This is a genomic window from Aliiroseovarius subalbicans, assembly GCF_022678625.1.
Classification (GTDB): Bacteria; Pseudomonadota; Alphaproteobacteria; order Rhodobacterales; family Rhodobacteraceae; genus Aliiroseovarius_A; species Aliiroseovarius_A subalbicans.
Genome location: NZ_JALBYQ010000004.1, coordinates 161,423 through 186,986 on the forward strand (window position 1 = coordinate 161,423; position 25,564 = coordinate 186,986).

At 54.0% G+C, this 25,564-nt stretch carries 23 protein-coding genes and 1 pseudogene; 18 read left to right on the forward strand and 6 right to left on the reverse strand.

What is annotated here, in order from left to right; all coding sequences use genetic code 11:
- Window positions 1–2: 2 nt before the first annotated feature.
- Both MN188_RS13530 and MN188_RS13535 read right to left on the reverse strand, forming a co-directional pair.
- Window positions 3–764: a hypothetical protein gene (locus MN188_RS13530; protein ID WP_242109701.1), complete on the reverse strand. Its 762-nt coding sequence runs from the start codon at window positions 762–764 to the stop codon at window positions 3–5.
- Window positions 765–1,613: 849 nt separating this feature from the next.
- Window positions 1,614–1,853, reverse strand: a pseudogene (locus tag MN188_RS13535) (integrase core domain-containing protein); the annotation flags it as partial.
- Between the two features lie 428 nt (window positions 1,854–2,281).
- On the opposite strand from MN188_RS13535, the gene MN188_RS13540 reads away from it, so the two are divergent.
- The 15 genes from MN188_RS13540 (at window position 2,282) to MN188_RS13610 (ending at window position 17,295) form a co-directional block, all read left to right on the forward strand.
- Window positions 2,282–2,977 carry a hypothetical protein gene (locus MN188_RS13540; protein ID WP_242109702.1) on the forward strand — a complete coding sequence of 232 codons (696 nt, stop codon included), beginning with the start codon at window positions 2,282–2,284 and terminating at the stop codon, window positions 2,975–2,977.
- Between the two features lie 480 nt (window positions 2,978–3,457).
- Complete coding sequence (locus tag MN188_RS13545; RefSeq protein WP_242109704.1) at window positions 3,458–4,174, forward strand: THxN family PEP-CTERM protein; 717 nt, start codon at window positions 3,458–3,460, stop codon at window positions 4,172–4,174.
- Between the two features lie 625 nt (window positions 4,175–4,799).
- On the forward strand, window positions 4,800–5,324 hold the full coding sequence (locus MN188_RS13550; protein ID WP_242109705.1) for a tetratricopeptide repeat protein: 525 nt from the start codon (window positions 4,800–4,802) through the stop codon (window positions 5,322–5,324).
- Window positions 5,325–5,362: 38 nt separating this feature from the next.
- Window positions 5,363–5,836: a prepilin peptidase gene (locus MN188_RS13555; protein WP_242109707.1), complete on the forward strand. Its 474-nt coding sequence runs from the start codon at window positions 5,363–5,365 to the stop codon at window positions 5,834–5,836.
- A 123-nt stretch (window positions 5,837–5,959) separates the two neighbouring features.
- The gene (locus MN188_RS13560) at window positions 5,960–7,573 is read left to right on the forward strand and encodes a pilus assembly protein TadG-related protein (protein WP_242109708.1); all 1,614 of its coding nucleotides are present in this window, start codon (window positions 5,960–5,962) and stop codon (window positions 7,571–7,573) included.
- A 303-nt stretch (window positions 7,574–7,876) separates the two neighbouring features.
- A complete protein-coding gene (locus MN188_RS13565) occupies window positions 7,877–8,077 on the forward strand; it encodes a Flp family type IVb pilin (protein WP_242109709.1) in 201 nt (66 codons plus the stop codon).
- A gap of 139 nt (window positions 8,078–8,216) precedes the next feature.
- Window positions 8,217–9,281, forward strand: coding sequence for a Flp pilus assembly protein CpaB (gene cpaB, locus MN188_RS13570; RefSeq protein WP_242109710.1), 1,065 nt, complete (start codon window positions 8,217–8,219; stop codon window positions 9,279–9,281).
- Window positions 9,282–9,326: 45 nt separating this feature from the next.
- On the forward strand, window positions 9,327–10,769 hold the full coding sequence (locus MN188_RS13575) for a type II and III secretion system protein family protein (RefSeq protein WP_242109711.1): 1,443 nt from the start codon (window positions 9,327–9,329) through the stop codon (window positions 10,767–10,769).
- A gap of 272 nt (window positions 10,770–11,041) precedes the next feature.
- Complete coding sequence (locus MN188_RS13580; protein ID WP_289053023.1) at window positions 11,042–11,515, forward strand: TadE/TadG family type IV pilus assembly protein; 474 nt, start codon at window positions 11,042–11,044, stop codon at window positions 11,513–11,515.
- Window positions 11,509–12,153: a TadE/TadG family type IV pilus assembly protein gene (locus MN188_RS13585; protein WP_242109713.1), complete on the forward strand. Its 645-nt coding sequence runs from the start codon at window positions 11,509–11,511 to the stop codon at window positions 12,151–12,153. Before MN188_RS13580 ends, MN188_RS13585 begins: the two co-directional genes overlap by 7 nt.
- Window positions 12,154–12,159: 6 nt before the next feature.
- The gene (locus tag MN188_RS13590) at window positions 12,160–13,320 is read left to right on the forward strand and encodes a P-loop NTPase family protein (protein ID WP_242109714.1); all 1,161 of its coding nucleotides are present in this window, start codon (window positions 12,160–12,162) and stop codon (window positions 13,318–13,320) included.
- Complete coding sequence (locus tag MN188_RS13595; protein WP_242109715.1) at window positions 13,317–13,937, forward strand: L,D-transpeptidase; 621 nt, start codon at window positions 13,317–13,319, stop codon at window positions 13,935–13,937. Before MN188_RS13590 ends, MN188_RS13595 begins: the two co-directional genes overlap by 4 nt.
- A gap of 19 nt (window positions 13,938–13,956) precedes the next feature.
- Window positions 13,957–15,375 carry a TadA family conjugal transfer-associated ATPase gene (locus MN188_RS13600; RefSeq protein WP_242109716.1) on the forward strand — a complete coding sequence of 473 codons (1,419 nt, stop codon included), beginning with the start codon at window positions 13,957–13,959 and terminating at the stop codon, window positions 15,373–15,375.
- A gap of 3 nt (window positions 15,376–15,378) precedes the next feature.
- Window positions 15,379–16,335 (forward strand): type II secretion system F family protein, encoded by a 957-nt coding sequence (locus tag MN188_RS13605; RefSeq protein WP_242109718.1) that lies wholly within the window; start codon window positions 15,379–15,381, stop codon window positions 16,333–16,335.
- A gap of 21 nt (window positions 16,336–16,356) precedes the next feature.
- Window positions 16,357–17,295 carry a type II secretion system F family protein gene (locus tag MN188_RS13610; RefSeq protein ID WP_242109719.1) on the forward strand — a complete coding sequence of 313 codons (939 nt, stop codon included), beginning with the start codon at window positions 16,357–16,359 and terminating at the stop codon, window positions 17,293–17,295.
- Between the two features lie 14 nt (window positions 17,296–17,309).
- On the opposite strand, the gene MN188_RS13615 is transcribed toward MN188_RS13610, so the two are convergent.
- Window positions 17,310–18,599, reverse strand: a complete 1,290-nt coding sequence (locus tag MN188_RS13615) for a P-loop NTPase family protein (RefSeq protein WP_242109720.1) — start codon at window positions 18,597–18,599, stop codon at window positions 17,310–17,312.
- A gap of 240 nt (window positions 18,600–18,839) precedes the next feature.
- Between MN188_RS13615 and MN188_RS13620 the strand changes: the two genes are divergently transcribed.
- Genes MN188_RS13620 through MN188_RS13630 form a run of 3 tightly spaced genes read left to right on the forward strand, consistent with a single transcriptional unit; the run spans window position 18,840 to window position 22,881 of the window.
- Window positions 18,840–19,322 carry a GtrA family protein gene (locus MN188_RS13620; protein ID WP_242109721.1) on the forward strand — a complete coding sequence of 161 codons (483 nt, stop codon included), beginning with the start codon at window positions 18,840–18,842 and terminating at the stop codon, window positions 19,320–19,322.
- A gap of 3 nt (window positions 19,323–19,325) precedes the next feature.
- Complete coding sequence (locus tag MN188_RS13625; RefSeq protein ID WP_242109722.1) at window positions 19,326–20,906, forward strand: NAD(P)/FAD-dependent oxidoreductase; 1,581 nt, start codon at window positions 19,326–19,328, stop codon at window positions 20,904–20,906.
- On the forward strand, window positions 20,875–22,881 hold the full coding sequence (locus tag MN188_RS13630) for a hypothetical protein (RefSeq protein ID WP_242109723.1): 2,007 nt from the start codon (window positions 20,875–20,877) through the stop codon (window positions 22,879–22,881). Before MN188_RS13625 ends, MN188_RS13630 begins: the two co-directional genes overlap by 32 nt.
- Window positions 22,882–23,041: 160 nt before the next feature.
- Here the strand turns inward: MN188_RS13630 and hpaH are convergent, their stop codons facing one another.
- Genes hpaH through hpaD form a run of 3 tightly spaced genes read right to left on the reverse strand, consistent with a single transcriptional unit; the run spans window position 23,042 to window position 25,557 of the window.
- Window positions 23,042–23,839: a 2-oxo-hept-4-ene-1,7-dioate hydratase gene (hpaH, locus tag MN188_RS13635; RefSeq protein WP_242109724.1), complete on the reverse strand. Its 798-nt coding sequence runs from the start codon at window positions 23,837–23,839 to the stop codon at window positions 23,042–23,044.
- Window positions 23,836–24,687, reverse strand: a complete 852-nt coding sequence (locus tag MN188_RS13640; protein ID WP_242109725.1) for a fumarylacetoacetate hydrolase family protein — start codon at window positions 24,685–24,687, stop codon at window positions 23,836–23,838. The genes hpaH and MN188_RS13640 overlap by 4 nt, the downstream gene beginning before the upstream one ends.
- Window positions 24,688–24,702: 15 nt before the next feature.
- A complete protein-coding gene (gene hpaD, locus MN188_RS13645; protein WP_242109726.1) occupies window positions 24,703–25,557 on the reverse strand; it encodes a 3,4-dihydroxyphenylacetate 2,3-dioxygenase in 855 nt (284 codons plus the stop codon).
- Window positions 25,558–25,564 lie beyond the last annotated feature (7 nt).

Here is a 25,564-nt window from a genome sequence, read left to right on the forward strand (position 1 = left end):
CCTCAATTAATTCGCGATTTCTTTCTCTTGCGCCCAGGTGTTTTTCGCGACGGCGAAGCGACAATTCTCCAAACCCTGTCAAATTCCTCTCCGGAATAGTTGTTGTGTTCAGAGAACTCAGCAGCGGCCCGTAACTTGAACTCACTCTTGGAAATTTCTTCGTGCGGGTCTTTTTCGAATTGCTCACGTAAATAGCGTTCCAATTGAGCGGTGATGGTCATCTCACCTGACTTCAACGCACCTGGCCCAAACCGCGTAATCCAACCATCAAAGCTTTGCATCGGGACAAGCGCTGGACCAATGCCCATGGCTCCGAACTGTTCTGGTGCCCGAACCGTCGATAGATAGAAATCGACGTGAAACTGTGCCTCCGCTGCCCACCGGTCCCATTCAATCGGAACCCCGTCCCCGAGCATCAATTGCAGGTCACCTTCTTTGAAAGCGTTCTTCAATTCACTTTCAACGGCGCACCTTCGGTCAAACCGTTCGGGGAGTTCGTGTGTGCAGTTGGTCAGGTCCGGCAGATCGTGATATTCTTTACGCAGCTTCCGTTGCTTGCTTTTTAGGGCACCGTACTCTTCGCCCCGACGATCCCGCTCCGCCAATGTGAGGTCTGCGGTGTTTTCTGAATCAAGCTCCCGCAAACGATCGTCCAGCTTTACCAAAAAGGCCTCGATTTCCGTTTTACGCTTTTCAACAGGGCGCAGGTCATTCCAGGGTTCTCCTGTTCTGACTTCGTGACCCGACCACTCATCCCCGAACATGGCCTCTCCGGTCCGGTCGAATACCTGCAAAAGGAAGTAGTAGGGGGAAATGTGATATGACCGCACGTTAGGTTCCAATGTCTGAGCTTGCCTGTATCGTCGTGATATTGCCCTGAGAAGACAGGTGCAATGTCATGAGCCAGGTCATCGCGATAGGTGGCCGGGAAAGAATGGAAACCACTTGAAAGGTTTCAGCCATTACGTCCCCCAACTCCTTCGTAGGAATCGTATCGTAGGGAACGTTCGTACCCTACGAAGGAATGTAGCTATTAGTTAAGGCGTTCGCGCCGCGCCTATTTAGCTAATAGGCCGTCCTACCTTACGCACTCCGAACCCTTTCACTTCGGCGTCCCAGGCAAAGTAGCTTTTTGCCTTCACCTCCAGCCCTTCAACTTCCCGCTTTGTCAGTTTCATGCCTTGCTCCGTTCTCCCCGGCGCGGATTTGAGGAAGCTATAAGGAAGCAACCAACGCCGAAACATGGCGTTATTCATGAAACGTGAGCGTGGAGAGCGTCAACGTAAATGGTTGTTTCTAATGTGTTTTTGACCGTGTGGCGAAATCCGGCGAACTGGTGAGAAGCCACCTAGAGGGAGCTTCTAATCAGCAGGTTGAGGGTTCGAGTCCTTCAGGGGTCGCCATATTTTACAACAGCTTGCAAAGTATACCTCCCATCTGGCGTTCCTGTTTTAGGAGACTGGGGGACAAATTGGGGCTTTCTTTCCGGAATTCCGGAGACGGCAAGGAATTGTGAGTTTTCATTTGCTTTGACGTGGGATCGCTCTTGGCACTACCCTCAGAAAGTATCGTTTTGAGCTATTCCCCATTTGTTGGACAGTACCTGGCGTGATCTAAACTACTCTGTGCACCTGCTGATCGGGCTGTGTTGCTTCGTTTCGCTGCCAGTAGATCACAGCGGGTGGTTTGCCGCCAAATGCGGAATGTGGACGTTTGTAAACATAGAAATCGATCCACTTCCTTACGCCTGCTTTCGCCTCGGAACCGGTCACCCGTGCGTGCAGATAGACGCATTCGGAATTCAAAGACCGCCACAGCCGTTCGACGAAGATGTTGTCGAGGAAACGGCCCTTAAACCTCTGGTCTTGGGCAACCGCCCGCTCTGCCCGCCATTTGGCCCATCGTTTCCGCTGCGCCTGGGCAATACGTTCTCGCGCTACAAAGGTCTGTGGCTCGGGGGCATCGTAGCCCATGCCGCGGGTATTCTCGCCTTCCAATCAAGTTGTATCGCCATCAATTACACAGGTGTAGCGGGCACCAGAACCGCATTGTTCGAAAGCCAAACCGGGGTGCGCTGGTAGCGAAAACGCCATTGCCAATGAGATGGTCAACACTACCCGTCGCATGCGCAGCATTTGCCACCTCGGGCTCAAAGCTGGTATGTGATCAGGCCGCAAAGATGGCGGTCTTGGGCCAACATTTGTGCTCTACATCTGGGTCATGGAGAATTGTCCGTTGGGCACTGGTTGCCTAAGGTCGTGATCAACAGAGAGGAAATCCTTTGAAAAACGTGACAACTGCCCACCACGCAATATGCGCTCTCTTCCTGTTGCTATCTCCGTCTGTAGGGGGCGCCTGCACAATTCTTTCCAGCCCAAGTCTTTGCGATCCAATTGCTCAGGAATCAGATTTCTGGATTGGTGAATACAAGGGAGAAACATACAGTTTCTATATGGAGATAAACAATCAGCCCTTTACGCCAAGTTTTGAAAAACACGGAACCATGACAATTTTCGCTTTGGAGGGTGCGTTGGGGTTTGCAGGCGGAGGAGCCTTTCAGGGACAAGCTGAATTGCAGCGGTTGCCCGGTGAACCGATGGACCCCGTATCAAATCAAAACTGGGACTGGGTTTTTGATGATATGGATTACATTCGGGAAAAAAGCGAAGAGATGGAGTACATCGAGGAAGATAGCAGAGTGGTCTGCCCATTGCAGCATTGGCCGCGTTGGAGCGGACAATACCACCCACCCAATTCACCGGTCATGACCCTTTACCTCATGGCTACCGGATATGACGAAATGATTGGTCAGGCGTACTATTCAGGGGTGCAAAACGGAGCTGATGTCTTCATCGACAGCCGCTTCCTCATCAAAAATCAATCGGTAGATTCTTCCGATTTCGACCGCGAAGTTTTCCCGGATGACAGCCCCGAGTGCCAGGCGGAGTGTTCGGATAATAATCTATGCATAGATTAAGTGAACCTTCCTGACGGGTAACCTTTAAACTAGACCCCCCGAAGCCTGCCTTCCTTGCAGCAAAGTCGCGGTTTTTTTTGACTCGCTGGAGTTTGTGCCAGATTTGGCACATCGGGTATCAATACCTGGCTCAAGCAGTACACCCAAACCCGTCCGCATCAGGCACCCAACATGCGACCGCCAGTCCCCGACACTATGCACAAAGGTGGCACATAGAAATGGAACTGGACACCACCCCTTAATGATTCGACCGCAATGCCGCTAGGGCAGACTTCCAAATTCCATTTCGAGAACAATACTTAGTCAGTCAGGATGATTGTTCGAAACGTTTCAGTGTCCGATGTCAAGTTTGTCATACTCATGGAAACAATAAGGCAAAAATGTGGCGGAATTCTTGCGGTGCAGACGTATTTGAGTCAGTGTCAATGCCGCGTTGATCCTAACGCATCAGTCTGCCTATTGGGTGGGGAAGGAGGGATCATGGTTTCCCTAAAGACATTCGCACTTGCTGGATGTGTGTCACTTTCGGCGACGTTTGCAACCGCGGCGACAGTGAGTATTTCGAGTATTGAGGGCGTCTGGCAAAACTCACTCCTCAGTGATGGCGGGACTGCGACCGGAGAGGGCACGTCGTCCATCTCTTGGGGCCAACCTGCGACAAACCTTGGCGCGAGCGGTTTTAGCTTTACCTCGAGCTCAACGCCGATTGTAAACGACAACCCGTTCGAGGTTGGGATTTTTTCCCACTACAACAATCCGATTTATTTTACGTCGCTTCTCTCAACTGACTTGCTTGTAAACGTTACAGGTAGTGTCGGGGGGATTGGCTTCTCGCTCATGTCTTCGTTCAGCCTAACCCACGATGAGACCTCGAACAGTGGAACCTGCGAATACTCTGGAATAACTGTTTGCCCAGACCGGGTTTCCTTGGTTTCCTCGGTCACACCAACTTCGAGTCTTGAGGCGGATGGGCAAATCCATACCTTTTTCCTGGACGGTTTTGACACAGGCGGAGGCCCATTTACCTTTTTTGATACTGAGGAAAACGGTCTCAACACAGCGGTATTAGTTGGTAGGTTCGAAACGACCCCCTCACCGATCCCGCTTCCCGCCGCAGGCTGGATGATGCTTGCCGCAATCGGCTTTCTGGGAGCCGCGCGAAAGTTCCGAATTCCGGTCAGGCCTATGAGTGGCTGAAGTTTTTGGGGAAATGCCGGTTTGCTAACCCACAGAAACCCAATCGGCAGTTTGCCGATAAACTGGGCGTGTGCGCAACCTGTCCGATGCTGCGATGCGCGTGTGTGAGCAGCCCCACTTGAGTGGCCCAAATTGAAAGTTAGTGCATAATTGCCCTGCGCATACAGCCTCTCGTGCCACCTCACTCCTTAGCGGGAGGCGGGCGGCCACCTCTCGTTTGCCACCGCGCGCACCATGCCCCGGTTCGATACCTTCCAGAAGCTTGCCGATATTTCGTACCGCCCGAGAACGGATGCGCTTTGCCCCATTTTCAGGCCTACCTCATGGTATAGACCCGCTGCCGGAAGGCTTCTTCCGACGTCCTGTGCTACCTGGTATCCCCTGTCACAGATGAAAAAGCGGCGAGATTGGGAAAACCCCTGATACAATGCAACGAGCGACGGCACAGCACTTGCAAAGAGAGCGATTTGTGCTCGGAAGAGGATGACATCCCCTCGTGAGGTGTTGCTCCCTTGCCTCGCCCGGCACACACCTCCACCAAGGGTGGTGGTTTCGCAACACGTAATGCCGCTATAAGGGCCTGGATACTAGAACGCATTCCGGGGCGAAATTAGGGGTTATGAGGATGAGGCTTAAACTCTTCGTGTTGGTGAGCATGCTGGCAACCGCTGGCTGTGAAAATGTCGATTTGGGCGATTTCTCGTCGACCAGCGACAGTGCTGAATCCGTCCAGGACACTTCAAACGTTAGCTACTATCCGAATGATCAGTTGATTGTTTCGGGCAAAGCGCACTTCGCCGAAGGCAACTATGGTAAGGCCTATCGGTCTTTCGAGAAGGCGATTGACGTTGCGCCTCAGGACCCTCAAGCGTGGCTTGGCTTTGCGGCGTCTTCAGATATGTTGCGCCGGTTCGATAAATCTGACTTTGCATACAAGAAGCTGCAACCAGTCATCGGGAACCGCATCGAATTCCTGAACAATTACGGTTATTCGCACCTTCTTCGCGGCAACCTGACGACGGCGCGGGCTCTTTTCTTGAAGGCCTATGAAATCGATCCTTCCAACGAATTTGCCGCAACCAACCTCCAGTTGCTGCGAAACTCAGTCAATTATCAGCGTCGCTCACCTGGCGATCTGAGTGGAATCTAAAAGCTTGGGGCGGAATCGCTCTCCACAAAGGCTGTAAAGTGTCGTTCGATTGGCTGCACTCCTTGATCGTTTTCGCTGCAATAGCCTTCTTGGTCAGGATCGCCTGGTATGATTTTCTGACCTTGAAGATCTCAAATTTCGAAGTGATCATCCTGACCCTCATCGCGCTGGTGGCGTCGGTATTGGGCGGGACCTCGCTGGTCTTGCCCCATGTGCTTGCAGGGCTCCTGCTTTTTTTTATCGGGTTTTCCTTCTGGCTCCTTGGGGGACTGGGCGGAGGGGACGCAAAACTGTTCTTTCCGATTGGCGTGTTGATCGGCTGGCATGGCCTGGCCGGGTTCGCGGTCATCTTGTTGCTTGCATCCTTCTTGTCGGCCTTGGTCGTGCGATATTCTCATTCGTTGAAGGGCGATGGGCCGTTGGTTCGAAGATTGCAGGAAATTCAAGCCTCTGGAAAATTTCCTTTTGGAGTTCCAATGGGGCTGGCGGGGGTTCTGAACGCCTCATTCTGAGGGCCTGACACCAATTTTCACGCGGCAATTCAACTTACTCTGGAAATATGGTATAATGAACATCGCTTATTGCAGCGCTTGAACGGTTTTAGACTTAGCGATTGGTGACAGGGAGCTGAAAAGATGAATTTCCGACTTTTGCGCGACAATCGTGGATACGTCTTTTTCCTGACGTTGTTGTTTCTGCCCGTTTTCTTGGGGGTGGCCCTTCTGGTTATTGATCTGGGGCGCGGGAACAACTCTCATTCTGATCTTCAATCCGCCGCTGATGCTTTGGCTTTGGCTGCGGCGCGAGAGTTGGACGGGGGCACCAACGCGATCGTTCGGGCCCGCACAGCGATGGAGGCGGTGGATAATACGGTCAGCTTCCTGGGGACGACAGCGACAACATCCAATATCATCCTTGAGTATGAGGATGTTTCGGGGAATGAATTCACCGTCATTTTCCTTGATGATATCCCGGCGAATGACCACGACCCGATTAACCAGGCTTGGGTGGACGCTCACAAAACAAACTTAGGCACCGAGGCCGAATTCGTCTATGTGCGGGCGTCTTCACTGGATTTCCAGTCCATTTTTTCCTCGGCGATCGACTCTCTCGTTGGCACTGTACCGATCAGCGCCGCAGCTGTCGCAACATCACGAAGCGCAGCTTGCAACGTTCCCCCGGTGTTTATCTGCAACCCTTTTGAAGGCACCGGCATCACCGATCTCCAGACGGCCTTTGCCTCGGGTTTTTTCCACGGTCGAATCGTGAAGCTGCACCCCAAACAGAACCAGACTGATCCCGCCGCGCCGGGCAATTTCGGATACTTGCAGACAAATGGGTCGTCCAGCGCGTCAGCCATTCGCGGATACTTTGCGGGCGACAGCAATCCGACCTGCTACGATTCTTCGACGGTTGAGACCAAGCCGGGTTACGCAACATCGATCGCGACCGGCTACAACATCCGGTTTGATATCTATGACGCACCTTTCAAGAACGATCAGGACGTGTATGCGCCCGCATATAATGTTCGCAAAGGATATGAGCCGGGCAACGGGAACGTCTGCAACAAACAGGAATTGGTGGCTCCGTTCGACTCCGATTTCATGGGTTTCCCTGACAATGACGACGGCAATCCCGCCACGATTGACATGACAACGCCAGTCAACGGGGCCGGTGGAGCCCTGATCGGGACAACGAATAACTGGGATCTCCCGCTTTATTGGAGCGTCAATCACCCCTCGCAGACCGCATTGGACGTGAACACGGATTATCCTGACATCAGTTCGTTTGGCCATCTGGGGTTAATACCGTCGCGCTATGATATCTATCGCCATGAAATCGAAATGCAGGTGGACCCAAGCGAAGACAATCTGGTCGCAGAAGGGTCGCCCGGGGGTGAATCGGGATTGCCCATCTGTAGCCTTTCGAAAAACGGAAGCTTGCCTGCGTCAGATCCATTGCTTGACCCCAACGCGAGGGATCGCCGGATCATTTTTGCGGCGGTCATCGACTGCCTGGCAAATCCGTTCAACGGCCAGGCCACAATTCCGGTCAACAGTTTCGTAAGCGCCTTCATGGTTCGCCCGATGGAAAAGGCAAGTAACAACGGCAAAGGCAATAATAACTCCGAGGATTCTACGCTGCTGGAAGGTGGAACTATTGATATCGAAATTGTGGACATTACCGGTTCCGGCGGGAACGGGTCGCTTGATGCGTTTGTCCGGGACGAAGCCATTCTGGTTAGGTGAAGTAACCCATGGCTGCGAATCAACAGGATCCGATTCGGCCTTGTGCGTTTCGTTGACGCCCGGTCATTAAGTACCGATTTGTGAACAATAAAACCTGAGCTGATGCCTTTGTCGCAACGAAGAACCGCATTTTGCTGAAAAAGGGCGGAAACGAGGCGAAATTTTGACAGTGGCGCGACGTTGAACTAAACTTGAGAGTGAGCGCGACACCCGGATTGCTTGCGTGTTTCAGGGGTCGCGTATCATAGGTGGAAGGTCGAAACGTCTTTTGACTTTTCGAGCTGATTTTTTGGGAGTAAAAAAATGTTTGAATACATGAACGCATTGATGCTGCGGTTTAAGCGCGACCAGGACGGTATCGCATTGACCGAGTATCTGATCTTGCTTGGCCTGCTTACCGCCGCTGTGATTGCAGCTGTTCTTCTGTTCGGTGAACAGCTTGGGATTCAGTGGGGAACCTGGGGTACCTGGATGAGCGGTGCCAACCTGGGCGCGCCGACCTGATCGGAAAAGCTTTGCGTGCCTGAAAAGGGCGGGTTAGTACGCCTGTGATCTAGGGCGCGAGCTTTCAAAAAAACAAGTCGTGCCGGTCGCCTGTTTTGGTGGCTGGCGCGATACATTTAAAGATGAGCAGGGCCCAACCATGCGAGCAACGACCGTTATCAGCCTTGTTTTGGCACTTGTATTAGCAGGAATGGCCGCATTTGGCGCACGGCTTTGGCTGAATACTGAACGGGCGCAGCTGGCTTCAGAAGCGTCCAGGCCAGTGCAGGTAGAGCTCGAAGAAAAGAACACGATCGTCGTTGCGAAGGTCGTCCTTCAGTTTGGCCAAAGATTGACCAGGGACAAGCTGGAAGAAATCGAATGGGCGGCTTCCGAGCTTCCCAAAGGCACATTCTCTTCGATGGATCAGCTGGTGTCGAACGATGAAGAAGCGGCCCGCTTTGTCGTTTCCTCGATTGAAATCGGAGAGCCGATTTTTGCTGCCAACATCACACAGCCTGGTCAGCGCGCGAAGCTGTCGACCGCCCTTACGCCGGGGATGAAAGCTGCCGCGATCAGGGTGAACGATGTCCTGGGGGTTGCGGGTTTTGTCCTTCCCGGGGATCGGGTCGACATCATGCTTACCCAAGATTCTGGTGGAAAAGCCTTTGTGGACGTCCTGCTTCAGGGCGTGAAAGTTCTTGCGATTGACCAGATTGCCGATGACCGCAAGGACCAGCCGAGCGTCGTGCGAACCGTAACATTCGAGGTAAGCACCGAAGAGGCGCAAAAGCTTGCACTTGCCGCCTCCGTGGGACGACTGTCCCTGGCCTTGAGGAACATCGGGTCGGCGGAAACGGAAAGCCTGCGTCGCGTTACCATCCAAGACTTGGTCGACCCCAAGGTTGCCGAGGACTTGAGATTGCAGCAGGCGCGCGCCTTGGCCGAGGCGGAAAACACCGAAAGTGAAGCCGAAGTGATGCCAGATCAGGTCGAATCGTTGCTAAAAGGCTTCATGGAAGAGATTTCCGGGCGGCTTGATGGTGTGGAGACGAGTATTGATGAGGCGAATTCTGTTACTGAAGTACCTAAACCTGTAGCGGTTGCGCCGATCGCACTCGCCCCCCCCAAGCCGACAACGGCAACGGTTGGCGTTATTCGCGGTGGAAAGCGTTCCGACTACAGGGTTCCAGTCGTGGAGGCCATCGAGGCTGAACCACGTTAATCTAAGGGGCGAGCAGTTGCCCGATAAATGCATGAGGGTTGAGCCATGATTGCAGAAGGCAGAGTAAAAAAACAGCGGGCACAGGGCACAGGGTTTATCGCCTATGCCTTTATCGCATTATTAACGTCGATCAGTCTCCTTGCCAGTGGTCCACAGGCTGCTGCAGAAGAGATCGTACGCGAGGTTTCCCTGGGGGATGGTGTCGTCGACAAATTCACCCTCGCACCGGGCCACGTCCTTACAATAATGACCGACCAAGCCGTTGGTGACATTGTTGTCGGTAACTCGGCTGTTGCGGACGTGTTTCCTCTCACAGACACCTCGGTCTACATTCAGGGTAAGCAAAGCGGGTTTACCAATATCGCGCTTTACGGGCCCGGAAAGAAGCTTCTGGGCGTTGTGAATGTCCGCGTGAAGTTGGATTTCTCGGAATTGCAGACTGTTATTAACCGGACGGTTCCAAGCGCCAGCGTGAGCGTTGCCAACGTGAACGACCGAATCAGGTTGTCCGGCGAAGTTCGGGACAATGTTGATCTCAAGCGCGTCCTGGAAATTGCCCGTCAGTATTCGCCGGAGCCCGTGATCAACGGCATTCGCGTGAGAAGCGGGCAGCAGGTTCAACTGGATGTGCGCATCCTTGAAGTGCAACGAAATGCCGGAAGAGAACTGGGCGTCGACATGACGGTTACCAATGGTGCTGGCGCCACTCCCTTAACTACAACTGGGGGCGCGTCGGAGCCGTTCGGAACGATTGTTGGCAATGTTCTTTCGGTCGCGGGCACACAGGTTGACGTTGTCATCCGGGCGCTGGAAGCAAAAGGGCTTGCCCGGCGATTGGCGAACCCGCAGCTGATCACGACGAGCGGCGTTGAGGCCAATTTTGTTGCCGGTGGGGAAGTCCCGATCACGCGATCGTCGATCGATGCAAATGGGAATTCTGTTGCGGGCACGGATTACCGTGAATACGGCGTGCGCCTGAACTTCCGCCCCGAAGTTTTGGACAATGGAATCATCCGCCTGAGGGTTCGACCCGAGGTTAGTAGCATTGATGAAACCTATCTGGCCGAGACTGGATCGACAGGGTTCATTTCGCGCAAGGCAGACACGACAGTGTCCTTGCGTGACGGTCAAAGTTTTGCAATTGCCGGACTCCTTGATGTGAGCAACACACGCAGCATCGAGCAACTCCCGTGGCTTGGCCAGGTACCGATCTTGGGGGCTCTGTTCCGGTCGACCGATTTTCAAAAGCGGGAAACCGACCTTGTTATTCTCGTAACACCGCGTCTTGTTCGACCGGCTGCTCCTGATGAGCCGCTTCGAACACCGCTTGATAACACACGGTCCTCCAACGACGTCGAGCTGTTCTTGTACGGCATGCTGGAAGTCGATCGCAAAATGCTCCGAGCTTTCCGTGAAGGTGAAGGCGTCGTGGGTCCGTACGGGCATATTATCAACTTGGAGTTCGAAGATGGTCTTATTGTCAAATAAACGCGTTTTGGCGGCTTCCGCAGTTCTCGTTCTTCTTGCTGCGTGTTCGGACTACCAGAACAATCGAGATACGGTTTCCCTCAGAGCGGGAGACGCCATGCAAGCGAATTCTGCTATTCATGTGGTTTCTCCTTGGCCTCCGTATGTGGAAGATACCGATCTGACGGATGACAACTAACCTCAGCCTATTAGGCGGGTGACATTATTCTGTTTAAGAACGGAGGCTTGTGCAGGTCGGGAGGGGCACGGAAACACTAGTTTGGGGTGAACCGGTGACGAATAGATGGAAAAGGTTTTACAGAAAAGAAGACGGTGCGATCCTTGTTGAAGCGCTGATTGTTATTCCTGTCGTTTTCATAATGACCCTTGCGATCCTGGAATTCGGCAACGTGCTTTGGCAGCGCCAACAGGTGCAAACTGGTGTTCGGGATGCCGCCCGATACTGGGCCCGCTGCAAGCCGGTCGTGCCAAGCTTCGCTTCAAATTGCACAATTGATAAGGCCCGAAATGTCGCGTTCTACGGAAACCCGGAAGGCACGCCGCCTCGGCGTATTCCGAACTGGGGTCAGGCGAGCCAATTAACCATTTTGCCCACAAAGGCGAACTTGCCGGGTGCACCAACAGAAACGGATCTTGTCTATGTTCGCGCGGAATTGGACTATTCCGGATCCCCGCTTTTCAATCTTCTTGCCCTTGGCACAGTCACCATCGTGTACGCGCAATACCAGAGGTATATTGGATGGTGAGGCATGGTCGCATTCGCAGGTTCCGCGGTGACGAAAACGGAACGTCTCTTGTCGAAGGGCTTCTTGTTCTTCCGATTGTCCTGCTGACATTCGCTGCGTTGGTGGAGTTTGGTTTTGCTGTTTACCAATGGAACCAGACTGTTAAGGCTCTCCAGTTAGGCTCGCGCATTCTTGCGGTTTCTGATCCGGTCATTGACACAACGGGGTCCGCTTGGCAGGGGCTGACCGACTATGGCACCAGCCTCGAAGGCGACCCGGTTCCCGATACGTCGGTGGTGGCGCAATGCGGGGCAGGGATGGGGGCAGCCTGCCTGTCAAGCGAGATTGATAGGCTTGTTTATGGAGTAGATGCGTCTGGTAGTGTCGACTATTCCTGCGATCCCGCCTACGGGGGTCTTTCCGGCATGTGTGATTTCAGTCCAAAAATCCGTCCTGCGAACGTCTGGGTCACCTATCGTCGATCCGGTTTGGGTTATGTCGGGCGCCCTGATGGCCCGGTCGTTACGATAACAGTGGGCACTGCGGGGCTGGGGTTCAATTTGCCCTTCCTTGGCGCCCTTCTCGGCTTCAACAACATTGAAATCCCGGCTCACCCTGTTTCGATTACCAGTGAAGACCTTTCCAGCATTGCACCCTGAGGCCCTATGAACACTAAAGACGCACCATTCCATTTGTTTAATATCCTCATTGCGGGGGAGGATCATGAATCCACCCGCAAGATTGGATCAGTTGTCGAGAAATCGTCTCAGTTCCGAGTGGTGTCTGTTCTTCCCTCGAAAATCCGCAGTGTTGAAGGCGGTACAAAGATTGACGCCGTCATTCTGGATTTTTCAAAAATCGCCTCTCCGTCGTGGGACCTGATTAATGATGTTCGGGCCAACCTGGGTGATTTGCCGATAATCGTCGTGTCCGACAAGCTTGATGAAGTTCAAACACGGCGGCTCATCAAGCTTCAGGTCCACGACTGGCTTCTTTGGCCGATTGACGATGCCAATCTGATGACGACGATCAACAGCGGCATCAGGGGAGCCAGAACCCAGCTCAACAGGGTCCATGCAGTCATTTCTGGCAACGCAGGTGCGGGTGCCTCGATAATTGCGGCTTCAATGACCGATTTGATCGTTTCGAGTTTCCTGAAAAAAAGCGGCGAAACGGCTGCACTTTTTGATCTCGATTTCTCAACTGGAAATTGCGGCTACATGTTGAACATGGTCAACAGCTTCCAGCTTGAAAAGGTTACGGAAAACCCCCAGCGAATTGACGCAGAATTTGCCAACCTGATCCAGAAACGCCTTCGTCATGGGTATTTCGTCTATTCGTTCAAGCGTCCGGAATTGCTTACCGATGACAATGGCTATGAACTGGTCATGAGAATGCTTGATGCCGTGAATGTGCAGCATGAGCATACGGTTGTGGACATCCCTTATTATGAAACCGAGTGGCGCAATGATGTTCTAGCTGCAGTTAACACCTGTACAATCGTCACGGAAGGGAACCTGCCTGCGCTAAAGCATACGCTTGATACCTTGCAGTTGATCAAGTCCCTTAAAGGTGAGGATTTTGCGGTCCAGATCCTGATAAACAAGCAACGCCGATCCCTGTTTGGCAACAGAATTAGCCAACGCAAGCTTGTTGGCCTGTTTGGTGACACGCCGTTGGCCTTTATTTCACGCGATGACAATCTGATCGAAGAAAGCCTGGATCGTGGCATTCTGCCACGTGAAATCTCCAGTCGATCCCGGTTCCTCAAAGATTTGACAAAGTATGTCAAAGGGTTGTTCGAAAAGGAGAAAACGCAGAAATGACAGGGTTTTTTAGATCTCTCAATACCTTCCTGCTGCTTCTTCTCTTTGTCGCCATGCCCATTTCGGCGCATGCTTTCTGGGACAATGCCGGAGAGGAGGGTGCGCTTTTTCAAGGCAATACTTACTTGCAAGTTGAATCTGCAAAACCGGTCCCACGCGATCATGGCCCGTCGTCCGTTGAAATTGTTCCCTACGCTTCCAGCGAAAGGCCAGGGTCAATTGTGATTTCAAATTCTGACCGCTACCTTTTTCGAATTCTCGAGGGAGGGAAAGCGGAGCGATATAAAATCAGTGTTGGGCGTGATGGCTTCACTTGGACGGGCACTGCTTACGTTGGCGCCAAGAAAGAATGGCCCGCCTGGCGTCCCCCTTCGGCAATGCGTCAACGACAACCATCCTTGCCAACCTATGTGCCACCGGGGCCTTACAACCCGCTTGGCGCGCGTGCGCTATACTTGTTCCAAAATGGTGCCGATACCCTTTTTCGCATCCATGGTACGAACGACTCGGAGTCTTTGGGTGGGTTTCAGACTTCAGGATGCTTTCGGCTTTCGAATGCAGATGTGATGCGTCTGTATAAACTGGTAGGCAATGGTACAAAAGTAGTCGTGAAATAGCGGTCTCAGGGGTGGAAAAATGGTAGGACGTTTCTTCAAAAAGTCTCACGGCGCCGATGCCGGACCGGACTCACACAGTGGAGAGCCGCGTGTGGACGAGGGAATCCCCCCCTCCAACGGGTTGGACCAGGCGCGCGACAGTGATGGTCACAAGCGTGCAGCCCTGCCCGATTTCGTGTCCGAGCGCGTAGATCTTCACCGCTATCTTCTGGACAAGATCAACCTTGCTGTTCTCGACACAATGGACATGGAGGAGTTGCACGACGAACTTCGTCCGTTGGTCCGAGAATACGCTCGTGTAAACGATTTCCCCCTCAGTTCGAAGGAACTCAACAACTTCATCTCCGATATCGCCAATGAGATGTTGGGTTTGGGCCCGCTTGAGCCGCTGATTGCCGACGATTCCATTTCAGATATTTTGGTCGTTGGCGCGGGAACCGTTTACATTGAACGGTTCGGTCGATTGGAACAGACCAGCGTCAGGTTCAAAGACGAAGACCACCTGATGCGTATCGTGCAAAAAATCGTTGCGTCCGTTGGACGAAGAGTTGATGAATCCTCTCCCCTCGTTGATGCACGATTGGCGGACGGATCGCGGGTGAACGTTGCAGTCCGGCCTGTTGCTGTTGATGGTCCCCAAGTTTCAATCAGAAAGTTCTCTCGCACGCCTTTGAGTTTATCGCGATTGGTGGACAATAAGGCCTTGCCGAAAAAGATCGCGGACCTGATCTCTGCCGCCGTGGAAGGCAAGGTTTCGGTCGTGATCTCGGGGGGGACCGGTTCCGGTAAAACCACACTTCTGAACGCGCTGTCCGCGTTTATTCCGCACGAAGAACGAATGGTGACGATCGAAGATGCGGCAGAACTCCAGTTGCAGCAGCCCCACGTGGTGCGCCTTGAGACGCGCCCACCGACGCTCGATGGGCGCAATGAAATTCTTCAGCGCGACCTTGTGAAAAACGCCCTTCGGATGCGGCCTGACCGGATCATTGTCGGGGAAGTCAGGGGCAGCGAGGCCTTCGACATGCTTCAGGCTATGAACACGGGTCACGAAGGTTCCATGACAACCATTCACGCCAACAGCCCAAGGGATGCGTTGTCGAGGATTGAACAAATGGTCGGAATGGCCGGTATGCCGATGAGCCAGACGGCCATTCGGGCGCAAATTTCATCCGCGATCCATATGATCATCCAGGTTGATCGCCAGCGTGACGGGTCGCGGAAAATCGTTTCTATTGCGGAGCTTACCGGGATGGAGGGCGACGTTATTCAGCTTCAGGAAATCATGACATTCAACCGCTTGCGGATCGCACAAGATGGCACAATCGAAGGCGAATTCCGAGCAACGGGGATCAGGCCACGCTTCCTGGAAGAGCTCGAGACAATCGGCCTTTCGGTAGACAAAGAAACCTTCGATCCCTCCAAATCGATTGGATAACCAGTGGCACAAATTCTAATCACCGCGTTCGTCTTCGTATCAGCTCTGCTGCTCATTGATACCGTTCTGAGGGTGCTTTTCCGTTCAAGCACCGCGTCGAACGAAATCAATAGTCGCCTGCGCCACCTGAAGACCAACGAAACGCAAACTGGTGCTTACAACCAGTTGATATCGCGCCGCGGTGTCGGAACGCGGGGCCGCGCACGCGCGCTTTCGGATCGGTTCATGCGTTACTACAGTCAGACTGGACTGGAGTTTAACAGAGCACGGCTTTTGGGCACTTTGCTGGTTCTGTTCTCCGGTTCTTGGCTGTTTTGCATGTTCTTCCTGACCAAGGGCCTTCCGCAACAGATCGCCTTTGCATTCGGTTTCACGATTGTGGTGTCGCTTTTTACAGCGAGCATTCTGCGACGGCGCAGGATTTCCAAGTTCGTTGCACAACTCCCCACCTCGATTGATGTCATCGTTCGGTCTCTTCAGGCCGGCCACCCACTGAATGCTGCGATTGCAATGGTTTCGAAAGAAATGTCCGATCCGATCGGATCGGAATTTGGCTTGCTAAATGACCAGATAACTTTCGGGTATGACGTTGAAACCGCCATGTTGAACATGAACGAACGCGTGGGAGCCGATGAGGTGAAGCTTCTCGCGGTGACGGTGACAGTTCAATCCGGCACTGGTGGGAACTTGGCGGAAATTCTTGAAAATCTAGCGGGAATGATACGCGATCGCTCGATGCTACGCGCCAAGATCCGTGCAATTTCAGCCGAAGGAAGGATGACAGCAGTCGTGATGGCCGCATTCCCATTCGGCTTGTTCTTCATGATCCGCGCACTTGTCCCGGACTATTTCGATCCACTCATCGACACAGGGTATGCGTTAACTGTGGTCATCGTTTGTTTGTCCATGATGCTGGTTGGGATTTATGTCCTGTACCGCATGGTAAACTTTGATTTCTGATGAAATTCAAAGGCTAGGCATATGAATCAATACCTAATCCTTACCGCAGTATTCCTGTCGGTCCTGTTGCTCGCTTTCTCAATCGTGAACTACTTTGCGTCGCGTCAGGAAATGCGTCGGAAGATTTCCAGGATTCAGAAAACCTCGTCTTCTCGTCAACGGCAGGTGCAAAGACAACTCGATCAGGTTCTAACTGACGAAAATGACACCGTTCGCTATTTTTTTGAAGTCCTGCGTAACAAGTCTCCTAACAGTTTGCCTTCTCGTCTTATCCGAGCTGGATTCTTCTCACGCCGGGCACCGTTTTTCTTCAATCTGATACGCGGGCTTCTGGCGTTCTCAATTTTTGCGGGCGTTTGGCTGGGCGTCAATTTCTTGGGAACATCTGTTAGACCTGCGGTCATTTTTCTTTTTGCCGCAGCAATGTCCGGGACATCTTTCATCATGGCGAGCGTTGTGCTCGACAAGTTGGGTAAGAAACGTGAGACGGAATACAGAAAACTGTTCCCGGACTTCATGGATCTTCTCATCGTTTGTGTGGATGCGGGACTGGGTATTGATTCAGCACTCGACCGGGTTGCCCGTGAGTTTTTGCAAACGAACCCGGATTTCGGAACACACCTCAGCATCATCGTGTTGGAGCTCAGGGCAGGTCGGCCAATTCATGAGGCGCTTATGAATTTCGCGCACCAAGTTAATCTGGAAGAGGCACGATCGCTTGCAACACTCTTTCGCCAGTCCATGGAATTGGGTGCGAGTGTTGGTAAAACGCTTCGTGTTTTCAGCGCTGAAATGCGCTCACTGAGAATTATTCGCGCTGAGGAAAAGGCAAATTCATTGCCTGTAAAAATGCTGTTTCCACTCGCTCTGTTTCTCTTTCCTGTGAACCTCGTAATCGTCCTGGTGCCCGTTCTGCTCGCGATCGTGAAGATGTTCCTGAGCTTGAATCCACCGGGATGAAGTTGCGCAGAATCCTACTTTGAAAGGTCCGAGATTTTCTTCTGTGCGCGAGAGACGGCAACGTTTTTCCATGCCATCTCAAGCAGCTCCAAAGAAACCTCGGCCTTCTGATCGAGGAAAGCCGTAATTGCATTGATATGGTTGAGAAGGAAACCAGGGTGCGCGCCTGATGGGGTTATATCGCGCGTCTCATAATGGTCCGTGAAAAACTGTGAAAGAGCACCTGCCTGGTACTCAAGATCCAGTTCTTTGCACTTGTCTCGGAAAATCTGGAGATAATCTTCTTTGGTGGGGCTGGGTACAAATATCTTGAAGTAGATACGGCGCAACGAGGCATCGTCGCCCAGGTCCTCTGGGGCAATATTGGTCGAGAACATTACAAGCTGGTCGAAAGGTACTTTGAACTTTTGGCCAGTGTGCAGGGACATGATGTCAAAACCTGACTCCAAGGGCACAATCCATCTGTTCAGAAACTCAGTTGGTGTTGACCTTTGGCGTCCGAAGTCGTCGACCACAAATACCCCACCAAGTGCCTTTAGGTGCATTGGAGCTTCATAAAGCCGGGCCCTCTGGTCGAATTGTAGGTCGAGCATGTCGAGTGTGAGTTCACCACCCGCGATGACAACAGGACGCTTAACCCTTACCCAACGCCGATCCGCTTCTTTTTCTACCGAAGCATCGACCGGAACAGTTTCGTGCAAGGTTTCATCAAAGAAGCGGATAATCTGGTTTCCGACAATGATTGCGTAGGGCACGTAAATCTCTTGCTGGAAGGAATCTCCAAGTGCTTCGGCGATAGAGGTCTTCCCGTTTCCCGCATCACCATAAAGAAGAATGGAGCGGCCAGAATTTACAGCGGGCCCAAGTTGAGCCAGCATCCCCTTCGGCAATACAAGATGAGAAAGAGCTTCTGTGAGCTCGTCGCGGTGCACTTTTTCGTGCTTGATGGTCTGCAGTGATACTTGGTTCCTGAACGTGTCGAGGGGAACCGGGGCAGGCCCAACATACCGAGAATTCATCATGGATTCAAAGGCTAAAGCAGTACCCCGATCCGTCAACGCATAGCGAATGTCAGACTTGATGTCCGGGTTTTCCAACCCGCGTGCTTCAATCAATTGTAAAGACTGCATCTCTTTCAAAATCAGTCGAACCACAAAGGGGGAAAGCTTTGACACGTCGGAAATTCCCGCCGCGACCATTGAGCCGCCTTCGTTCATGATCTTGGCAACGAGTGACACCAGAAACTGTGTTTCAAGCCCAGTTTCTTCCACTGTTCTAGGTGATGAAGGGGGCGGAAAATGCATCAAATGATCCCTTTTCTTTTAGCGTATTGGACAACTCCTTTGAGGACAAGCTTAGCTGCACAGTGAAGTCACCCGACAAAACCTGGCAACCCGCGAAGGTGTATCCACCTTTTGGCAAAGTGGCTGGGGCAATCTCATGGTCGCAGGCTACTTCAGGTATTGATTTGGACAGAATTTGTGTTCGGATACCTAAGATGCAACAAAGGATCCTATGAATTTGGTTAGGCTTGGGGCTGGTACATGTTCCTCAGATTTCTGTTCTTTTCCGGCTCTGCGGCACTGGTGAACTTGTTGACCGGTCAACTCCTTTATGGCGCACTCAAGCTCAATGCCGGTGCGGAGTATGCTTTTTCGGTCGCGGTGGCGTTCCTTTCCGGCATGCTCATCAGCTATGTCCTCAATCGGCGCTACACTTTTCCGCCCTCCGGAAAAGAGGCGCGCGACGAAGTCAGTGTTTTTTTTCTGGTCTCTATCGGTGGGCTTTTGTTGACAACTGGAATAGCCCATAGCGTCTTTTTTGGCGCCCCTGCATTCTTGCAGCAGGTATCGACACTGATGCCTGGAAAATTGTCACCTGAAACGCTTGCCCATGTGATTGGGATCGGCATGACCGCCGTTTATTCGTTCTTTGCGCATAGGGATATCAGCTTCCGCCGGAAGGCGGTGCCCAAGAAGGCGACCATTTCCGAAAGCGCGCGTGGAAAAGACATTGGAGAAACTTAGATCTTGAGCAAAACAGCTATAATCATCGGCGCTGGTCCTGCGGGTTTGACCGCGGCCTATGAATTGGTAAATCGGACCGACATCAAACCGATACTTTTCGAGGCTGACCACCAGGTCGGTGGAATCTCTCGGACCGTGAACTACAAGGGCAACCGGATCGACATCGGCGGCCATCGGTTTTTTTCGAAATCGCAAAGGGTGATGAATTGGTGGGAACACATCCTGCCATTTCAAACCGCTAGCGATGCCGGTGAAAGCGTTACGCTGACGTATCAGAACAAAACCACTCAAATGCAGGCGCAGGGTCGGGGCGCAAACCCTGATGAAATCGACGATGTGATGTTGGTGCGTCCGCGCGTCTCGCGCATCCTCTACAACCGGAAATTCTTCGACTACCCGATCAGCTTCAGCTGGAAAACTCTGAGCAACCTTGGACTGTTACGGTCGGTACGGATCGGCTTCAGCTACCTGCGTGCGTCTGCCTTTCCGATCCGCCCCGAGACCAGCCTCAGGCATTTCATCATCAACCGGTTCGGGCGCGAGCTGTATGCGACCTTTTTTGAGAACTACACCGAAAAAGTCTGGGGCGTGCCCTGTGAACAGATTCCGGCCGAATGGGGCGCTCAGAGGATCAAGGGCTTGTCGGTCGTTGCGTTGCTGAAGAACGCGCTGAAGAAGATACGGCGTGAGGGAGACGGCATTGCGCAAAAAGATACCGAGACCAGCCTGATCGAGCGCTTTCTTTATCCCAAGCATGGCCCGGGGCAGTTGTGGGAGAAGGTTGCACGACAGGTCGAAGCTGATGGCGGTGAAATTCACCTGCTATCCCGTGTGGTGGCGATACACCACCAGGACGGCTCGATCACGGCCGTCGACGTTGTCGACAGCGACGGCATCAAGCGGCGTGTTGAAGGCGATCTCGTGTTTTCAACGATGCCGATCAAAGACTTGATCGAAGGCTTCGAACCGGCTGCACCGACGCCAGTGGCAGATGTTGCATCGGGTTTACCTTACCGCGATTTTCTGACCGTGGGACTGTTGCTTGATGAGTTGGCGGTCAACGGCGGTGCGCGGGCCAGTGAACTGGCCGAGAAGGTTCCTGACAACTGGATTTATGTTCAGGAACCAGATGTTACCGTTGGGAGAATACAGATATTCAACAATTGGAGCCCCTATCTGGTGGCAGAGCCGGATCGCATCTGGATCGGGTTGGAGTATTTCGTCGATGAGAGCGACGAGATTTGGTCACAACCGGATGAAAAGACAGTTTCGCTTGCAGTGGCAGAACTCGACCGGCTTGGGTTTTCGGCCCCAGAGGCCGTTCAGGACGCGGTGGTTGTTCGAACCCCGAAAGCGTATCCGGCGTATTTCGGGACCTATGACCAGATCCAGACGGTTCGTGACCACGTTGCAGATTTTGACAATTTGTACCTGATCGGGCGCAATGGAATGCACCGCTACAACAATCAGGACCACTCCATGTTGACGGCGATGGTTGCCGTCGACGGGATTGTCGAGGCGGTGGATAACCGCGATGCTCTCTGGGACATAAATGCTGAACAAGAATACCATGAGGAGAAATGACGGCGGGATGGTGCAAGGGAAAGACGCTCTGCTAGGGACCACCACTGGCCCGAACACCCCTGGGCAGCGTTTGGCCCGCATCGCTCTGCTTGTCTCTGCGGTCTGTGCGCTTTGGCTGGCAACGCGGCCTTATCGCGGGATCGTGCATGACGCGCGGCTCTACCTTGTGCAGGCGCAAAATGCGCTTGAGCCTGAGAAATTTGGCGCTGACCTGTTTTTCAAATACGGCTCGCAGGATTCGTTCTCTGTGTTTTCGAGTTTGTATTCGCCTGCCGTCGAGTTCTTTGGCCCGGGGGGCGCCCATTTGTTGTTTTGGGCTCTTGGGCAGGCTGTTTGGGTCGCGTCCCTTTCTTACATGGCCGTGACCCTCTACAACAACCGCCGTTTGGCCATCATTGCCATCGCAGCTGTCATGTCCCTCTCACCGTTTTATGGTTGGGGGGTTCTCCAGTATGGCGAGCCATTTGCAACGCCGCGTATCTTTGTCGAAGCCTTCTCGGTTTTGATGATTTCGCTAATCTACCAAAAAAGGGTGTTGCAGGCAGGCGGCTTGCTGGTTGCCGCATTTTTGCTCCACCCGCTGATGGCGCTGCCGGGCTTGGTCTTTTATTTGCTGCTCACCGTGCCGTTTTTTCGCGCAATTCTGCCCCTCACTGTTGTTGGACTTGTCGCGCTGGTGGCGCTGGCCCTAACCGGAAATGATCCGTTCACGAGGGTATTGGAAACCTATGACCCTGAATGGCTGGAAATCGTTTTTGAGCGCTCGCCCCATGCCTTCATTCAAGACTGGGCAGTACAGGGTGCCATTCTGGGGGCGATGCCGCTTGTCGCCCTCAGCTTTGTCACCTGGCGCGGGGATGGGGGGTTTCGGAGGATTGCGGCCGCTGGCCTGATCATGGGGCTGGTTTTCTTACTGATCAGTTGGATCGGCGGTGACCTCGTTTCAAATGTCCTGATCCTCAATCTGCAGCTTTGGCGCGGCCTCTGGATGGTTGCGCTGCTCGGCAATTTTTTCGCGGCCTATGTCGTTTACTTGCTTCCGGTGAACGGACGTAGCCGCACTTTTTTCATCATCGCCATTGTCATGAACGCGATTGAAACGCAATTGGGGTTCCTGCCCCTTGCGGCAACACTTGTTGTGGTAGCGTCTGGACTGGCGTTCTGGGCCGATCAATCTCTGTCCGGAAAGGTGTTGCGTGGCATTCAACTGATTGGCTCTGTGATCCTGGCCGCGGCGACACTTTTTCTGATCGCCGAAATACTTTTCAAATCTACTTCGTGGGACGTGTTTGAAACGCTACCTGATCTCGCCCGAGTGGCCACAATATTCCTAGCGGCGTTTGTGCTCGTATCCTGGCCGTTACCCCTGAGGGCAGGCAAAGGTCTCTGTATAGCCCTCTCGGTCGCACTCATTGGATGGAGTTTGTTCATCGTCGATGCGCGGGACGCAAAAGCACGATACATTTCAAGCTCTGAGCCGCCGGAGGCCGAGGTTTTCGAACAGATCGTAGGAAGGAACACCTACTGGGAAGGCGGTGTTGATATCCTGTGGTTCAAGATGCGCCAGCCAAGTTTCTTTTCCTGCACCCAAGGCGCCGGTGTCATGTTCTTCCGTGACACCGCTATTGTATATGCACGCCGCTCGAGGGTGCTGAAACCGCTGAATACTCCTGGCGATCTTGGTGGGGCCGACGCGCTATGTTTCCAACGCACCCAAAACCTCAGCGAGACCTCAATCAAACCGGAACAGATCCGGGCAGCATGTGACGCCTTGCCGAAGCTCGACGTCATGGTTTTGCGCACGAAGGTCCCCGATCTGCCATACAAGAGCTGGCAGCCCGATTTCCCCGTGCCCCCATCCGGATTTGATGTCACGGGTCCAGCCGGGTCCGACCGACGCGGCGATTTAGGGGAATCGGATGGGCTTTTCTACATTTATTATTGTGACGAGATTCGCGAGGGGATTGGGAAATAGGGTCGCATTGATCCAGGGAGAACCGGAGAACGGCCCCGTCATAGATTTCACAAACGTAGCGAAGAGCGTTTTCCAGCTGAGGGAAAAGGGGCATTTCATTCCCCGATTTGTGGACCCAATTTGGAAGATTTCAGGGTTTGCTGCTTTTCATCACCTAGCCTCAGGCGAAGTTGATGCCAACCTCACCGAACGGGCCGAAATCGGCGTCGATGACGGTGCCTGCCGGGCATTCAACTGGGCGGATGAAGCTGCCGGACAGGATGACCTGACCGGGTTCGATCCGCTGGCCATATTGCGCCATGCGGGCGGCCAGCCAGGCGACGCTTTCGGCCGGGTCGTTCAGCACGCCGGCACCCAGGCCGGTTTCTTCCACCTCGCCATTGCGGCTGACAATGGCTCCGGTCCAGCGCAGGTCGTAGGCGTCAGGCACGTGGCGCGCGTTCCCCAAGACGATCCCCGCGTTGGCCGCGTTGTCGCTGATCGTGTCCAGTACACTGCGGGTCTGTCCGGTGGCAGGGTCGGCGCGTTGGATGCGGGTGTCGAGGATTTCGATCGACGGTGTGACGTAGTCGGTCGCCGCGATCACCTCATCCCGCGTCACTTGGCCCGACAGGGGCGCCTTCATCACAAAGGCGATTTCCGCCTCGATCCGGGGCTGAATGTAACGGCCCGTGGGCACGGTGGCGCCGTGATCGAACGCCATGTCATCGAACAGCACCCCAGAGTCAGGAATGTCGATCCCCAGCGCATATTGCATCGCCTTTGAGGTCAGGCCGATCTTCCAGCCAATGACCCGCTGCCCCTGCGCCAGTTTCGCCGTCATCAACGCCGATTGGATCGCATAGGCGTCGTCCATTGTGATGTCAGGGTATTGCAGCGACAACAGGCCGATCTGCTGGCCGCTGCGTTCGGCCGCAAGCAGGGCTTCGGCGGCGTGGGCGTGATCTGCGGGCGTCATGCCTCGTCCTCGACGCCGTTGCGCAGAAGGCCAATGCCGTCCACTTCAACCTCAACCACGTCGCCGGGTTTCAGATAGCGCGGCGGGTCGAACCGCGCGCCAGCACCAGTGGGGGTGCCGGTGACGATGATGTCGCCGGGCTGCAAGGTCATGAAGGTCGAGATATAGGCGATTTCCTCGCGGATCGGGAACATCATGCGGTTCAGGGTATCGTCCTGGCGCACCTCGCCATTCACCCGCGTGATGATGCGGGCATCGTCCAGCTGGGCGGCGTCGGTGAAGGGCACCAGCCACGGGCCAATCGCGCCGGAGCGGTCCCAATTCTTGCCTTGCGTCACGTTGAACTTTGCATGCCGCACCCAGTCGCGGATGGTGCCTTCGTTGCACAGGGTCAGCGCCGCGATGTGGTCATAGGCGTCGTCTTGCGAGATGCGCCGGCCGGTCTTGCCGATCACGATCGCCACCTCGCCTTCGTAATCCAGCGTTTCGTTCTCCGGCGGGCGGATCAGGTTCTGTCCATGCCCGGTAAAGCCCGAGGCAAAGCGCGGGAACAGCGACATGTGCTTGGGCTGGGCGCTGCCATCCTTATATTCCGCGTTCCGGTCCGGGAAGTTCACGCCAACGCACAGGATGCGCGGGGCGTTCGGGATTGGGATGTCATAGGTGATGTCGGTGTGGGTCACGGCGCGACCTTCGGCGGCGGCAGCCAAAGCGGGCAGCCCCCCTGCGCGGATCACCTCCAACATTGTCGGCCATTGGGGAAAGTCAGGCGACAGGGCGATCGCGCCGGTATCAGTGATTGCGCCGTAATGGGCCGCACCATCGGCGGTGTAGCTTGCGAATTTCATGTCGATCTGCGCCCTTTACTGCACCGGAAAAATGACGTTGACCTGGCCCGTGCCGGACGAGGGGAAATAGGGCGATACAACCTCGCATTTGCCATCATAGCTGTCCCACCCCAGCGCGCCATACAGCATCGCCGTGTCATGCATGAACCCTTCGCCATCGCACTTGCGGGCGTATTCCGGCAGCATTTTCAAGAAGGTGGCGTGATCGCCCCTTTGCCACATGTCCAGCACGTGCTGATCCATCTGGTGGTTGAACTCGCTTGAGATCGTGAAGGTGCCGTTGTTGGCGGCATAATCCTTGTTGTCCCAAATCCGGTGGCTCAGGCTGCCCGACGCCAGCAGCAGCACTTTGCTGTCCGACGCCTCGACCGCCTTGCGGATGGCGGCGCCGACCAGGCGGCTTTCGTCGTGGCTGTGTACCGTTGCCCAGGCCGCAACCGACACGACTTGCATGTCATGTTCGCGGCTCATGAACCGCATCGGCACCAGGGTGCCGTATTCCAGCTCCAGGCTGTCCAGCCTGTGGGCCAGCGTAAAGGCACCCATGTCGCTGGCCGCTTCGGCAATCGCGTCACCCAGTTCGGGATTGCCGCGGTAGTCATAGGGCAGATCCCAGATGAACTGCGGAAATTCGTTCGAGGTGAACATGCCCTTGAAATGGGAATTCGCGTTGATGTGAAAGCCCGCGTTGATCACCCAATGCGTGTCACAGATCACCACCGTGTCTGCGCCCAGCGCCTTTGCCCGGCGGGCAATTTCATAATGCCCTTCGATGGCCGGTTGGCGGGTGCCTTTCAGGGGGCCCTCCTGCTCTGACATTAGCATCGTGGGCACGTGCGTGACCTTGGCGGCAAGTACGATTTCACCCATTGGTTCT